The sequence below is a fragment of the Nostoc sp. genome (assembly GCF_036917435.1).
Lineage (GTDB): Bacteria > Cyanobacteriota > Cyanobacteriia > Cyanobacteriales > Nostocaceae > Nostoc.
The window spans coordinates 160,898-174,366 of sequence record NZ_JBALDM010000006.1; the positions used below are offsets into that span (position 1 = coordinate 160,898).

Consider the following 13,469-nt stretch of genomic DNA (forward strand, 5'->3'; position numbering starts at 1 on the left):
TCTTGCGACAAGCCGCTTTGCGTCTACGCATTCATCATCTTAGTGCCATAGCCACCTTTTTCGCGTCCGCAGGTGGTATTTTTTACCATTGGGGTGTTGTTGGCGATCGCTAAAATATATCTGTCCCCCTCTTGCCCTAAACTAATACACACTTGGGTAGCAGTTCCGTGAGGTGGTTGGGCGTGTTGGATCGCATTATTCAGTGCTTCGCGGAAAAAGCGGTAAATTTCCTCTCGGTGTTCAATCCAAACACTGTTCAACTCTGGTTCTTGGAGAGGCTGAACTTCTGTAATCACTGTTAAAGTTAACTTTCCAGACTTGACAAAATCTTGCAGCGTAGCATTAATTCCTACATCTAACCCTTCTCGTAATGCTGGAGTCACCTGCATTTTCTCAGCTAAACGACGAATGTTAGACAATTTCTCCCTAATTTCCTGTCCTAATGCTGCCAACTTGTTTAAAATTGCATCTACATCTAAATCAGATTCCAATTCAATTTTGTCCATCACCAGCTTCAAATCTTGCAAAGCCCCATCATGGATATCAGAAGCAGTGCGATGAAGGATTTTGCGTGTATGACAAAGGATAGCTTCTTGTTCAGCCGCCTTTATTTGGCTAATTTGATAGTTTTGTAGAGTAATAACCTCTTTTTGTCGTCCCAAAATCAAATAGAGAAAAATAGATATTCCCGTTGCTGTCCACACCAATAAAGGCAGAATAATTGCTAATATCCAATTATATTTATAGGCAATTATAAATACTCCTAAATAACCTGAAAATATTGCCAAAACTAACCCTAATAAACGCCAACTTCGATAATTATAAATACCAAAACTGATCAAAAACGCCCCGAAGATAACGATTATCAATTCGATCCATTGCGGCGGAATTTGTAAAAATGAATCTGTCATCAAACTGGCCATGAGGTTGGCCTGAATTTCTACGCCGGCCATGCTGTCGCCGAAAGGCGACAGCATGGCCATTGTGTGTATGTTGTTCCCTTCTGCAAAACCAATGAAAACGACCTTATGGCGTACTTGTTGAGATAGCTTACTCCGAGACACAACCAAACATTTCTTGTCTTTAGTAGGTTGACAAATAGATGTTAGTTCCAGAGAAGGAAAAGTCCCCGTCCTACCCCAAAAATTAATCTCTACCTGAGTTGGAATTGTAGTAAATCGTGAGGATAGATAAACTTTTGGCTCTTGCTTTTCAAACTTTTCCAAAGCTAGAAGTGCAGCAGATTTAAAAGTTTGAACTTGATTGATTTCTTCCGAGACAAAGAATCGACCAACCAAATGAGCGCGACGAGCAGTACTATTTAAATCTCTAGGAAGTTCTGCTTCTGGTTCGTATTCAAAAAAGCCCTGAATAGTCTCAGGGGGTATTAAAGGTTGAAGTTGCTCACCATTAAAAGGGAGAAGATGATTATAGATTAAAAACTTTGGTTTATTATAATTAGAGATTGAATTGGTGCGCGTCACTAAAACAAGTTGATTGCCATGATTTTGCACCAATTTTTTTAGAGGTCTATTTATTGGCTCAGTAATATTAATTGGGTACTCAAACTCTTGTGGTTCTCGCCAGTCATTGCGGAGGTTCAAAACGACGACAGATGTACCTGCTTCTAAAAGATGGTTGACTAAATCTGCATAGAAAACTCGCCCTAAAGATAGCTTTTAATTTGCCAAATCTTTGCTTTGAATTTTCACCAAAATGATTTCTATGGGTGGATATTTTGGGTGATGCAATCTCAGTAAAGTATCTTGAAGCTGTAACTCCAATTTTTGAACTAAAGGAATTTGGGAGAAAATAAAATTGTAAAATACACTGCAACTAATTCCTAAGCTGAGAAACTTAATTTGCCAACCTTTACTCCACAACATTTGGTTATGCTGAAACGGTGGTTCATTCATGATTCAGATCCCCGACTTCTCTAAGAAGTCGGGGATCTAGTTGCAACATTACTTTGTAAACTTGGCTAATAACTCTTCACGAGATAATTGCAAAAGGGAAGGAGTGAATTCTTCTCTCGTGATGGCAATTACTTGATCAATAATTGTGGCTAATTCTGAATCAACTTCTCCAAAACGTACTTGTAGAATACTTTCAATCATAGCGCGACGTTCTCTTGCTAAACCTTGTTGTTCTCCTTCTTGTCGTTCTTGTTTTTTAATTTCTTCTAATTGTTGTTGATACATTTCCGATAATTTCATAATTAACTCCCGATCATCTTGATCGATATCTCGTTCTTTTTCTTGACGTGCAGATAACACAGCAATTAGGTCATGTACTAATTGTATTATATTAGTCAGGAAAGGACTATTATCAGACAGTGCTTCTAATTCTTCTACTGCTTGTCTTTGTACTTTTCCTCTACCTAAAATTCTCAAAAACAGTGTTTCCGGTGTACTGAGTAGTTGATGAATGGCAATAATTACAGTCTTTAATCCTTTTCCCAGCAAATAAACCCCTTGACCCCAATTTTTTTCATCTACAGTCACATTAAAACTTTCTAGGATGTCTACTGATGCTGTAGGAGTAAAAATCCATAAATAGGGTAATTCTTCTTCATTTATTCGTGTATTATTGCGTTTTCCTTGCCGTTCTGGGTCTGCATGGATGTCAAATAATTTACCCATGCAACTGCGAATTTCACTTTTACTGACAGGATTACGGAATGGTTCAAATATGGCATAACTTGAATTTGTAGCCATTCTTCCTAGCAGTCCTAGTGTTTCTATTCTGTCTTGAGATGGCGATGCGGGAGTAAATAATACATCAATTTGCCTAACTTCTGAGGTAATATCTTTGCTCATGTCTACTTGACCATAAGGTGTTAATAGTTCGGTGAGATATTGTTTGGCAAATTGGTCATGGATAAAACGAGTCATTCAATTCTAATTTGATTTAATGAGGAAAAAATTAATTTAATATTTTGTTGATGCGCGATTAAATCGCAATACCAAAACCCCCAACTTCTGACATCAATTTATAATTTATTTACGGATAGTCAGGGTTCTTATTGTTCAAGGCTTATCATTAATTAGTTGCTCCACACATCTGGTTACGATTTGGGAAAGAGACGATAGCGAATAATCCGATAAGGATTATTTTGAGACAAGCTGATTTCTAACTCGTTCCCTGTTTGGACAAACTACCAAGTTCCAGCATTCAGCTTTACAGTTCCATTGATATCTGTAGAGTTATTTAGCTGAAATGGTGGTTCATTTTTTGAGGGGCCAGAGAGAAATTGCACATTGTTATCTTTAACTTCTAATTTTAAACCAACCGTGCCACCTTCACCGGCACCACTGACAATTTTGCCTGTTCCTGACCAAATTTGTTGAGCAAAGGCGGGTGAATTGAGTCCCCACAGCAAAGATACTGTGGTGAGGATGATATGCAATCTTTGTATGGGGAATTTCATAATTGGAATCTGAACAGGTGGATAAATGATGTTCTCACACTTATCAGAATTGGGTTTTTAGATGGGTTCGTAAGTCTGCAAATTATTTTGCGGGAGTTCGCAAAGTTTTCTGCGGTGATGCTCGTTGATTTTTGGGGTGGGTAAAACTAATCTCAGTAAAAGCTTAGAGCGATCGCAGTTCGCAATCAATAACTTAGTAATTCACAGTAATTTCGGAGTAAAAAGCGTATGAAATTGTTAAAAACTCTTTTCTCTGTTGGAGCTATCTCTGCTATGAGTATATGCTCTTTAAATTCTTTGATTCCTTCATCTGCCAAAGCACAAGCTCCTGACGGTCGGTATGAAATTCAGGGAACTCAGATATTATTTTATCCAGCAACCGGAGGAGATCCATTGCTGGTCTACAAAGGCACAGGAAAAGCTACGCAGATTATTAACTACAATGGTGCAATTTACACAGCGTTTGAGGGAGGTAGAATCTATCGTAGTCCAGATGGTCAAGGTCTTGGCGGTAGTGGAAGGACTACGTTAGTCTATTCGGGATGACAGACAGCCAGAGCCATGTTAGCCTGCCAAGGCGCTCTTTTTGTTGCATACAGTGGAGGATACATTTATCGTAGCCCAGATGGTTAAGGTCTTGACGGTAGTTTAAGAACCAAAAATGTTTATAAAGGCTCTGTGAAAGTTAACCGTATGGTATGTAATAACGATCAAGTAATTACATCTTTTGAAAACGGTTTAGTGTATCTAAGCCCAGATGGTCTAAATCTTGGTGGCGGTGGCAAAACAATTAGAGTCGGAGTTAATTAAAGCTATTTGTAGGTCATTCAGATCCCCGACTTCTTGGAGAAGTCGGGGATCTAGTTTCCCAGGCTAATCATCTAGCAACAGTCTTTTGAAGCCAGTACTAGCAGGTAGGTTATGATCCACCAAAAATTGCTGATAAGCTGACTCTTGCTCAATCTGGGTCTTAATATACTCTGTTTTGGGTAGTGTTCCTGCTCGTAATCCTGCATACTCTAAATAACTGGAAAATTCCCATTCTCCGGGTTGTTCTACCAGTCCTACTTTCACTGGATTTAGATGAATGTAACGTGAAAGATTGACAAGATAATCAGTTTCTAAAATTTCAATACTTTGAAACCTTCCCTGAAATAATACGCCGGAGCGATTAAAACGCTTATTAATTGCCTTTGTATAGGAAAGGGAGAGAGATTTCATAGCATTAGACAGGGTTTCATCTCTCAAATAAACCAAAAAATGATAATGATTGGGCATTAAACAGTAAGCAACAATATCTACTGCATTGCTGATGAGATGTTCCCTTACCAACCGGAGAAAATAAATATAGTTCTCACGCTCAAAGAAAATTGCTTGGCGATTGTTACCCCGATTATAAACATGGTAAAAATTCCCAACTTGCAGGGAAACCGGTCTTTGCGGCATAAGCTTGGAATATGAGATGTTGCCTTTAGTATTCCCTATTAAGAGTGAGGATTTCAGATCCCCGACTTCTTTAAGAAGTCGGGGATCTAGTCTCCCAGATGAGATGATGATTTTAGACGATCGCTCTATTTTATTTACAAGTGAGCAATAATTGAATCACGAGTCATTTCAATATAAGAGTGACTATTAAATAACTCCACCAAGGATTGCAAGTTAGCTGTGAATAATGCTTCTAACTCTAAGTTATTAATATTACCTGCGGTGATAAGTAGTAATTTGTAAGGCTCTTGAATTGTCAAAAAAGAATTTAAAAAATCAGAATCCTTGGTAATTACTATACGATTATCCCGTATTGAAACGGCATTGATTTCTGTATCTGACGTAGCATTTTTGTTAAGTAAATCTTTTGTATGGATTGTATCATAACCCGCAGATTCTAATAATCGAGCCAGTCGAACAGGCAATTGAGCATCGACAAGAAATTTCATGAAGCAATTTTATATATACTTTTAACTTGGCTCAAGCGAACGGCAAATTGGAGAGATGCGAGAATATCTTCCCGTTCTAAATCGTCATAATCTGCTAAAATTTCATCAATTGTCATGCCAGAGCTAAGTAATTCGAGTATCAATTCAACAGGATAACGAAGTCCCCTAATACAAGGCTTGCCGTGGCAAATGTCAGGATTATAGGTAATGCGTTGTAAAAGGTTGCTGCTCATATTGTTGTTTTTTTGTAAAGCATATATTTATATAGTCTAGTTTATATCTCCAACTTCGTAAAAGTTCTCCGGGATATAGGTAAAGTGATGCCTATGTGGCTAAACTAGGCACTTTTCAATATATGGATTTTCGTTTAAATCGCTAAAAATATGAAAGCCAAGCCACAGATGTTTCTCGTTGTAGAAGATCACCCAGAGGTAGCCCAAAATAACTGTGATTTTCTCAGAAAATTCGACCCCTCTGCTATTTGTGCGATCGCTAATACTCCGCAAGAAGCACTACAACGTCTACAAATAGAGACACCAGATTTAATTGTCCTTGATTTACAATTTGTTTCTCCTTCTGGCTCTCAGTCAGCTAAATCTTCTTTAGAATTGTTAGAGTTAATTTTTAATGCTTATCCCTCTCTAAATATCCTCATCTATAGTAGTGAACCCAGTTGGTTGATAAAACTTGTCAAATCTATTAATCATCACTGCGGTGGGTTTGTAGTAGTGAATAAAATGGAACGGCGCAAATCTTTTTTAGAAGGGGTTGAAAGTGCCCTGAATGGAGAATTGAAACTGCCTAGAGAGTTACGTCAAGAATTACACTTGAATGAGAGAGAGTTGGAAGTTCTCAGGCTTTTGTGTCATGAATCCTTAACAGACCAAGCGATCGCTCATCGTCTTCACATATCGCTCAGGGCTGTTCAAAATCATATCCAACGCCTGAAAGTAAAATTGGGTATCGATGAAATTGAGCAAAAAGATATCAATTCTCGTATTGCCTTATGTATGACAGCAATTCAGAAAAAACTATTATCATTCTGATTTAGATTGTGGTTGTAATAATACACTAATGGCGATTCTAGTTATTTGGTAGCGATCGCCTAGCACAAGCAATATAGTCTAAAAAACTACTATAGTAAATTGGGATGCAATAGTGTCTATTTTCCACTAACTATATTCGTCAACTAAAATTTTGAACATCTCATGTTCTCTAACAGCATCAAAATCAGGATCAGTTTTCGCAATTTCCAATCTATTTGATTCAAGTTTGATTGATTGTTGGAGGTTTTCTATTGCTAGATTGACATTGTTTTGTAGTGCGTAACAACAGGCTTTGTTATACCAGTAATCAGCACAATCAGATTTAACTTCAATCGCTTGATCGTAGACAACTAACGCCTCTTCATAACGTTGCAATTTTATCAAAGTGACACCTTTGTAATCCCAACCATTGATGTTATCTGGCTTTAATTCAATAACTTTTTCGTAAGAGGCGATCGCATCTTCATATTGCTGTAGAAAATAGAGTGCATTGCCACGATCTAACCAGAAACCATAAAAGTCAGAATAGATTGTAATTGCTCGATTGTATGAGTCTAGGGCTGCTTGATAATTTTTCTGTGCTGCTAAAGCTTGTCCTCGTAACCACCAAGTATTACTATCTTCTGGTCTAATTTCTATTACTTTATCGTAGGCTGCGATCGCTTCCTCATAACGCTGTAATTTTGCCAAGGTTTCGCCTTGTTTATACCAAGCTTGATAAAAATCTAACTGAATTGCAATCGCTTGTTTATATGCTGCTAAAGCTTCTTCGTCGCGTCCTAAATCTGTAAGAGCAATACCCTGATAGTACCAAGTGTTTGAATCATCAGATTTGATTTCTAAAGCTTTTTTATATGAATCAACTGCTTCTACATATCTTTGCAAAAAATAAAGTGAATAACCGCGTAAATACCAAGCATCAGCGTAGTCTGGTTGAATTTTAATTGCTTGATCGTAGGAGGCGATCGCTTCGTCATGTTTGTTTAAAGAATAAAGCGCATAACCTCGCCGATACCAAGTATCAGCATTTTTCGGGTTATTCTTAATTAGTTTGTCATAGCAAGCGATCGCCTGCTCATATTGTTGCGATGATACTAATTTATCAACCTTTCTTTGTAACTCTTGGTTTTGATCTCTAAATATCCATAAAACTAAAACTAATCCGATAACTAAATACCGCGAATTCTCTCTAAATATTGCATTCGCCAAAACATTTAAGTTTTCTGGGAGATGAAGATATTCGCTAATTGTATGAGTGAAATTCCATAAAAATTGATTAAAAGGTCTGGCAAACCATAACAAACCAATCAATATCCAAATTCCATATTTAGCAACCTTATTGATTTGCTGTTGAATTGGTTGTGGCAGCCACGGTTCGATAATTCCATAACCATCTAGTCCAGGAATAGGTAATAAATTAATCAAAACTACATAGATATTTAGGGAAATTATATAAGCTAGGGCAGTAATTAAAGCAAATAAAACTGAATTTGGATTTTCGAGAGCTAAAGCATCCCAACCAAATTGAAAAGGCAGTGATAGCAGGTAAGCTACAATCAAATTGGCAATTGGGCCAGCAGCCGAAACCGCACTTTTCCATTTGCGATCGCGTAATCGACTGTGATTAATATAAACTGCTCCCCCAGGTAGAGCAATACCGCCAATGAGGAGAAAAAATAACGGCATCATCAAACTCAAACTCGGTTCGGTATATTTGAGTGGGTTCAATGTCAAATAGCCCTTATCTTTGACAGAAGTATCACCACCCCAATATGCTATTATTGCATGGCCAAATTCATGCAAACATAAAGATAATATCCAACCAAAACAGATAAAAACTACTACTAGCCACATAATTTAATTATAGATATCTCGTAAAAATCCTGGTTAGTTTTTGCTCGTATTAGCTTTTAAAACAAGTTTAAGTAGAGCGGCATAAATAATACTTATAATACTTACTTAATAGAAAATCATCAGTAGGGTGCGTTAGCGACAGCGTAACGCACCAAACCCTTGATAATGGTGCGTTACGAACTTCGTTCTAACACACCCTACATACCTAATTTTGTTCAAAAATCAAATATGATTGCTATAGAGAAATCATCAGTGAGCGATCGCCTAAAATTTTGCCCACTGATGATTTATTCTCCCTCATAAATTGTCGCTATCAAAAATTAAGGATAAAGACCCCTATCAGCCAATGCCTGAGCCACTCTACCCACTCCTAAAGTGTAAGCTGCTAACCTCAAAGAAATTTGTCGCACTTTCGACTGCTGAATCACCCTCTGGTAGGCTTGTACCATCAAATGCTCCATTTCACGGTTAACGCGCTCCTCATCCCAAAATACGTAAGAAAGACCCTGTACCCACTCCAAATAACTGACTACCACACCGCCAGCATTCGCTAAGATGTCTGGTAGTACTATCACGCCCCGTCCCTCTAAAGACAAGCTAGCCTCAAGAGTAAGTGGGCCATTAGCTGCTTCTGCGACAATTTGCGCTTGCACCTGATTCACATTTTCTTCAGTGATCTGGTTTTCTAAAGCTGCTGGTATTAAGACATCGCAGGGTAAAGCTAATAAATCTGCATTGCTAATTGGTACAGATTGTGGGAAACCTACAATACTCTTGCGATTTTCAGCAGCGTAGATTTTCAACGCTGGAATATCAAGACCAGCTTCGGAAAATATTCCTCCAGCACCTGTTGAAACGGCAATAATTTTCGCGCCTGCTTGATGTAGTAATTCAGCTGCGGCACCACCAACGTTACCAAAACCCTGAATAGCTACTCGCACTCCTACCAAGGATTTACCTTGATCTGCTAGCGCCTCACGCACAATAATCATCGTGCCACGCCCAGTTGCCATTTCTCGCCCCAGAGAACCACCAATAGAAAGCGGTTTCCCAGTCACAACCCCTGGTACAGCATGACCGACATTCACAGAGTAAGTGTCCATCATCCAAGCCATTTCACGGGCTGAAGTACCCATGTCTGGCGCAGGAATATCTACGGAAGGCCCAATATCTTTAATCAACTCGCTGATATAACGGCGACTGATTCGCTCTAATTCACCAACACTGTAGCGTTTTGGATCTATGGGAATGCCACCTTTGGCACCACCATAAGGAATACCTAGCAATGCACATTTCCAGGTCATCAGCATTGCTAGAGCGGATACTTCGCGCAATGTCACAGCCGGATGATAACGAATTCCGCCTTTGTAGGGGCCTAAAACATCGGAGTGCTGTACGCGATGCCCAGCAAGAACCTGTATTTCGCCGTTATCTAGTTTCACGGGAATGGAAACTGTGACAACTTTACGCGGATGGCTGAGAATTTCTAGCAAACCCTGATTTAAATTTAATTCTTTAGCTGCTGCTTCTAAGTAACTACAGGCTTGGTCAAATGGGCATATATGCGCTGGTGAAGCAGGTTCTAATGGTAGTAATGACTTTGAAATCATAAAATTTTCTCCTAATCACGGTATCTTTACGAACCGGATATCATTCTGTAACTAGCTTATCCTTTTTTTTGGGAAAATATTTATTTTGTAGTTTTTGTTACAGTTTTATATTTTATATTCTGCTATGCAGATTTAGCGACCGCGATCGCTGCATTCTGTCCACCAAAGCCAAAACTTAAACATAATACCTGCCTAATTTTACTTAGACGTGCGGCTGTAACGATATTTAAATCAAATTCTGGCTGCTGCAATCCTACACAAGGCGGTAATATTTGATGCTTTAATGCCATGAGAGAAAAAGCTACACCTAAAGCCCCCGATGCTCCTAGTGTATGGCCTGTGCTTCCTTTAGTAGAACTAATTGCCACGCCTTGAGGAAATAAACGCTGGATTACCATACTCTCCATCTGGTCATTTAGCTGGGTTGCCGTACCATGAGCATGAATGTAATCAATATCATTTGGTGTCAAACAACTACGTTCTAAACATTGTTTGATAGCTGCGATCGCACTTTTTCCTTCAGGTTCCGGTGAATTACTATGATATGCGTCGTTAGTTAAGCCGAAACCGAGAATTTCACCATACACTTTTGCTTGACGCTGTTTTGCCAACTCTGCTGATTCTAAGACAAACACAGCTGCGCCTTCGCCCAAAACCAAGCCTTCTCGATGCAAATCAAAAGGATAAGCCCCAGTTTTCGCTAAAGCACCCATCTGCTGAAACCCAGCTAAAGTTAAGGGTGTAATTGGTGCTTCCACTGCACCTGCGATCGCTCGTTGACATTGCCCAGTTTGTATAAGTAAAGCTGCTTGGGCGATAGACCAAATCCCAGTTGCACAAGCTGCCATCGGTGCTAAAACTATACCTGATGCACCGATTTGTCTTGCAGCTGCGATCGCATTTATATGAGGTAATATATCCAGCCAATTTCCAAAATCAGAAACGGGGAAATTTTCCGCATCTTCATACATTAGCCGCGCCAGCTTCTCCCAAGATGCTTGATAAGAGCGACTCGAACCAATAACTACAGCACAATCAGCTGCATGTGAAACTAACCCAGCATCTTGCAAAGCATAATTAACAACCATCTCAGTTAACATTGCCAACTCAGATGGTTGTTGAGAAATTAAACCTAGAGGAAGTGGTTTTAGTTCTGGAAATGGTTGATGTAAACTAATTCCAGATTTACCAGCTAGCAAATTTTGCCAACTATCCTCTAAGCTTCCACCCAAAGCGGAAATTAAACCAATACCGGTAACACAAACCTTAACCAATTTAAAAATTAGGGTTTAGGAGTTGGTGTTTTCAGGTTTTCAGCCCCTTGGGTGACTTTCGCGGATTCAATGCGATCGCCTTGCTGAATTTTGTTCACGACATCAAAGCCTTGAGTGACATTGCCAAACACGGCGTAGTTACCATCCAAAAAGGCTAGATCCGCCAAAGCAAAGTAAAACTGAGCAGAAGCTGAGTCTGGTGCTTGCGATCGCGCCATCGCTACTGCACCCTGTTTATGGGGCAATATGACGGGTTGAGCAGTAGCATCAAATGGTTTATTGTAAATCGGAGTATTTGAACCTTTTGGCTTGACTTCTAAAGGTATGTAGCGAGCATTTCCCGTTTTTGGATCAATATAGCTACCAGTTCCCAGTTGATCGGCTGGAATTTTCGGGTCTTTGCTTTTTGGATCGCCCCCTTGAACTACAAACGGTTGGGGTTCGCGCACAACTCGATGGAAAGCTAAACCATTGTAAACACCCTTCTGTACTAAATCTACGAAGTTGCCAGCTGTAATAGGGGCATCAGTGCCATCTACGTCGATAGTAATGGGCGAACCTTTAACCGTTATCACCACAGTAGCCTTGCCTTCAAGACGTGGTAAACCCGCGATTTCAGGAATACTCTCACTACTAGTTTGAGATACAGATGTTGCTTCAGCAGTCGTCTGGGTAGTCGAGGTAGCTGTCGAGGTTGGAGAAGACGTATTAGAAGCTACCTGCTGTGTTGAACATCCTCCAAGCATCACAGCACCGATAAGCACAAGAGAAAGCAAAAATTGTGAAATTTTTAACCGCATTGCCAGTTACTGATTTAACCAGAGTATCTTAATCGTTTTGAGGAGGATTGGCGACTGGGCATTGGGAATTGGGAATTGGGCATTATAAAAATTCTTGGTTTATCCCACCTGTCCCCACTCTCCACGCCAGTGGGGAAAAATGAGAAGCAGAGATAGTAGAAGGGGTAGGGAGTATGAGGAGATAAGGGAATAAGTAAAACATTATTCTTCTTCATTTCCCATGCCCCATGCCCCATGCCCCATTCCCAATTAATTAAAGTCCTTCCAGTGACACTCCCAAAAAGCGGGCTAACTTTGCACCTTCTGTTTCCAACTCTGTTAAAGATAACGGTTGTCCAACCCGTGTTAAGGGAATATCTCGCCGTCCTTTAATGCGTAGATAGAGGGCGCGTAGGGGATTAAGACCTTCTTTGACGGCTATTCGCACAGATTGCACATCTTCTATACGGCTATCAATTTCAATTCGGCGGTTTTTGCCAGGAAAACCCCAACGGAAGATTTTAATTGTGCCAGTTTCCTGATTAAATTCGTTGTAACCGCCACCTACATCCAATAAAATCACTAGCCACAGATACGTGGACAATAACAACCCAGCAGCGCCATATAACCCCATCACCAATCCTTGGGGGACAAATACCAGTTGAGTTGGATCGGAAACTATGAGTAAATTAACTTTTAAATAGCTGGATATCCCAGCCAATAAAAAGCCGCTTGCTCCCAAGGTAACGATAGTTGCCCACCAGTAGTTACTGAACCGACGAGAACCGAGAACATTTTGATGCAGGAGGCGATCGCCTTTGTTAATCGTTGTTGATGTCGTCATTGAACTACCATTGCCTGTGAGATACTCGCTATGACATAATCGCACGCTGAATGCTTGCTTATTTTACCAAACATCGTTGACAAAAACTCATCTGCCCTCCTCCCTCTTCCTCCTACCCATATAATTTAGTTGTTAGCGCACGTTACATAACCTTGCCTGATAGAAAGTTCTTTCCCCTGCCCCACCCTTCTCTTTGACCTCTTAGGAATTAGTCACCTACCTAGGTCGATCTAGACTAAATTTTCTTACATTTCTGAGAAAACTTGTGTCAAATTGTAAAATTTCTGATATTCATATTATTTATAAGGTTCGTGTTTCATGCCTAATTTGCTTCTGTGTATCAGGCAAAAACCCTGAGTAGTGTGATAAATTAAGAATCATTAAGTTACCACAAGCTAGATTACTAGCCGATGGTACGTGTAATGGCATAAAGAAAGAGAAATGCTGATTTCACAGGTCAGCAAATTCTCAGAATCTCAATTGCCTTTAAGCTTTTGAGATTGTCAAAAAAAACGTTAATTCCTCACGGCAGCCGGTTACATTGGCTCTCCGTACTGTCTCAGGAACGTTGCAATTTTAGTAAAAAAAGAGGATTTTAGTCCGATGACCATCGCAGTTGGACGTGCGCCCAGTAGAGGGTGGTTTGACGTTCTAGACGACTGGCTCAAGCGCGATCGCTTCGTATTCGTAGGTTGGTC

14 protein-coding genes and 1 pseudogene are annotated in these 13,469 nt (G+C 39.7%); 2 read left to right on the top strand and 13 right to left on the bottom strand.

Translation table 11 applies throughout. From position 1 onward, the window contains the following. Window positions 1–23: 23 nt before the first annotated feature. The 4 genes and pseudogenes from V7K98_RS02915 to V7K98_RS02930 all read right to left on the bottom strand — a co-directional run. A pseudogene (locus tag V7K98_RS02915) lies at window positions 24–1,652 on the bottom strand (CHASE2 domain-containing protein); the annotation flags it as partial. A 27-nt stretch (window positions 1,653–1,679) separates the two neighbouring features. Then, window positions 1,680–1,916, bottom strand: a complete 237-nt coding sequence (locus V7K98_RS02920; protein ID WP_335019325.1) for a hypothetical protein — start codon at window positions 1,914–1,916, stop codon at window positions 1,680–1,682. Between the two features lie 48 nt (window positions 1,917–1,964). Then, on the bottom strand, window positions 1,965–2,894 hold the full coding sequence (locus V7K98_RS02925) for a hypothetical protein (RefSeq protein ID WP_335019326.1): 930 nt from the start codon (window positions 2,892–2,894) through the stop codon (window positions 1,965–1,967). Window positions 2,895–3,157: 263 nt separating this feature from the next. After that, entirely contained in the window at window positions 3,158–3,430 is a 273-nt protein-coding gene (locus V7K98_RS02930) for a hypothetical protein (RefSeq protein ID WP_335019327.1), read from the bottom strand. A 228-nt stretch (window positions 3,431–3,658) separates the two neighbouring features. Here V7K98_RS02930 and V7K98_RS02935 point away from each other — a divergent pair, with 228 nt between their 5' ends. Then, complete coding sequence (locus V7K98_RS02935) at window positions 3,659–3,976, top strand: hypothetical protein (RefSeq protein WP_335019328.1); 318 nt, start codon at window positions 3,659–3,661, stop codon at window positions 3,974–3,976. Window positions 3,977–4,303: 327 nt separating this feature from the next. Here the strand turns inward: V7K98_RS02935 and V7K98_RS02940 are convergent, their stop codons facing one another. From V7K98_RS02940 to V7K98_RS02950, 3 genes are all read right to left on the bottom strand, one after another. Next, window positions 4,304–4,876, bottom strand: coding sequence for a transposase (locus V7K98_RS02940; RefSeq protein ID WP_335019329.1), 573 nt, complete (start codon window positions 4,874–4,876; stop codon window positions 4,304–4,306). A gap of 134 nt (window positions 4,877–5,010) precedes the next feature. Further along, a complete protein-coding gene (locus tag V7K98_RS02945) occupies window positions 5,011–5,364 on the bottom strand; it encodes a DUF5615 family PIN-like protein (protein ID WP_335019330.1) in 354 nt (117 codons plus the stop codon). Continuing rightward, window positions 5,361–5,597, bottom strand: a complete 237-nt coding sequence (locus tag V7K98_RS02950) for a DUF433 domain-containing protein (protein WP_334857289.1) — start codon at window positions 5,595–5,597, stop codon at window positions 5,361–5,363. Before V7K98_RS02950 ends, V7K98_RS02945 begins: the two co-directional genes overlap by 4 nt. 150 nt (window positions 5,598–5,747) lie before the next feature. Here V7K98_RS02950 and V7K98_RS02955 point away from each other — a divergent pair, with 150 nt between their 5' ends. Continuing rightward, window positions 5,748–6,410 (top strand): response regulator transcription factor, encoded by a 663-nt coding sequence (locus V7K98_RS02955; protein ID WP_335019331.1) that lies wholly within the window; start codon window positions 5,748–5,750, stop codon window positions 6,408–6,410. Window positions 6,411–6,536: 126 nt separating this feature from the next. Here the strand turns inward: V7K98_RS02955 and V7K98_RS02960 are convergent, their stop codons facing one another. The 6 genes from V7K98_RS02960 to V7K98_RS02985 form a co-directional block, all read right to left on the bottom strand. Beyond that, window positions 6,537–8,264 (bottom strand): tetratricopeptide repeat protein, encoded by a 1,728-nt coding sequence (locus tag V7K98_RS02960; RefSeq protein WP_335019332.1) that lies wholly within the window; start codon window positions 8,262–8,264, stop codon window positions 6,537–6,539. Between the two features lie 320 nt (window positions 8,265–8,584). Continuing rightward, window positions 8,585–9,874, bottom strand: coding sequence for a Glu/Leu/Phe/Val family dehydrogenase (locus tag V7K98_RS02965; RefSeq protein ID WP_335019333.1), 1,290 nt, complete (start codon window positions 9,872–9,874; stop codon window positions 8,585–8,587). 122 nt (window positions 9,875–9,996) lie between these two features. After that, window positions 9,997–11,148 carry a beta-ketoacyl-ACP synthase gene (locus V7K98_RS02970; protein ID WP_335019334.1) on the bottom strand — a complete coding sequence of 384 codons (1,152 nt, stop codon included), beginning with the start codon at window positions 11,146–11,148 and terminating at the stop codon, window positions 9,997–9,999. An 8-nt stretch (window positions 11,149–11,156) separates the two neighbouring features. Continuing rightward, complete coding sequence (locus V7K98_RS02975) at window positions 11,157–11,948, bottom strand: peptidylprolyl isomerase (RefSeq protein ID WP_335019335.1); 792 nt, start codon at window positions 11,946–11,948, stop codon at window positions 11,157–11,159. Between the two features lie 14 nt (window positions 11,949–11,962). After that, window positions 11,963–12,184 carry a hypothetical protein gene (locus V7K98_RS02980; protein ID WP_335019336.1) on the bottom strand — a complete coding sequence of 74 codons (222 nt, stop codon included), beginning with the start codon at window positions 12,182–12,184 and terminating at the stop codon, window positions 11,963–11,965. Window positions 12,185–12,201: 17 nt separating this feature from the next. Beyond that, window positions 12,202–12,771, bottom strand: coding sequence for a photosystem I assembly protein Ycf4 (locus V7K98_RS02985; protein WP_292697191.1), 570 nt, complete (start codon window positions 12,769–12,771; stop codon window positions 12,202–12,204). Window positions 12,772–13,469: the final 698 nt, after the last annotated feature.

Bases quoted from the DNA above. Each gene is read 5' to 3' on its own strand.
- V7K98_RS02930 (WP_335019327.1), bottom strand. From the start codon at position 3,430: ATGAAATTCCCCATACAAAGATTGCATATCATCCTCACCACAGTATCT.
- V7K98_RS02980 (WP_335019336.1), bottom strand. From the start codon at position 12,184: ATGGGGCATGGGGCATGGGAAATGAAGAAGAATAATGTTTTACTTATT.
- V7K98_RS02945 (WP_335019330.1), bottom strand. From the start codon at position 5,364: ATGAAATTTCTTGTCGATGCTCAATTGCCTGTTCGACTGGCTCGATTA.
- V7K98_RS02940 (WP_335019329.1), bottom strand. From the start codon at position 4,876: ATGCCGCAAAGACCGGTTTCCCTGCAAGTTGGGAATTTTTACCATGTT.
- V7K98_RS02960 (WP_335019332.1), bottom strand. From the start codon at position 8,264: ATGTGGCTAGTAGTAGTTTTTATCTGTTTTGGTTGGATATTATCTTTA.
- V7K98_RS02955 (WP_335019331.1), top strand. From the start codon at position 5,748: ATGAAAGCCAAGCCACAGATGTTTCTCGTTGTAGAAGATCACCCAGAG.
- V7K98_RS02920 (WP_335019325.1), bottom strand. From the start codon at position 1,916: ATGAATGAACCACCGTTTCAGCATAACCAAATGTTGTGGAGTAAAGGT.
- V7K98_RS02975 (WP_335019335.1), bottom strand. From the start codon at position 11,948: ATGCGGTTAAAAATTTCACAATTTTTGCTTTCTCTTGTGCTTATCGGT.
- V7K98_RS02935 (WP_335019328.1), top strand. From the start codon at position 3,659: ATGAAATTGTTAAAAACTCTTTTCTCTGTTGGAGCTATCTCTGCTATG.
- V7K98_RS02965 (WP_335019333.1), bottom strand. From the start codon at position 9,874: ATGATTTCAAAGTCATTACTACCATTAGAACCTGCTTCACCAGCGCAT.
- V7K98_RS02925 (WP_335019326.1), bottom strand. From the start codon at position 2,894: ATGACTCGTTTTATCCATGACCAATTTGCCAAACAATATCTCACCGAA.
- V7K98_RS02985 (WP_292697191.1), bottom strand. From the start codon at position 12,771: ATGACGACATCAACAACGATTAACAAAGGCGATCGCCTCCTGCATCAA.
- V7K98_RS02950 (WP_334857289.1), bottom strand. From the start codon at position 5,597: ATGAGCAGCAACCTTTTACAACGCATTACCTATAATCCTGACATTTGC.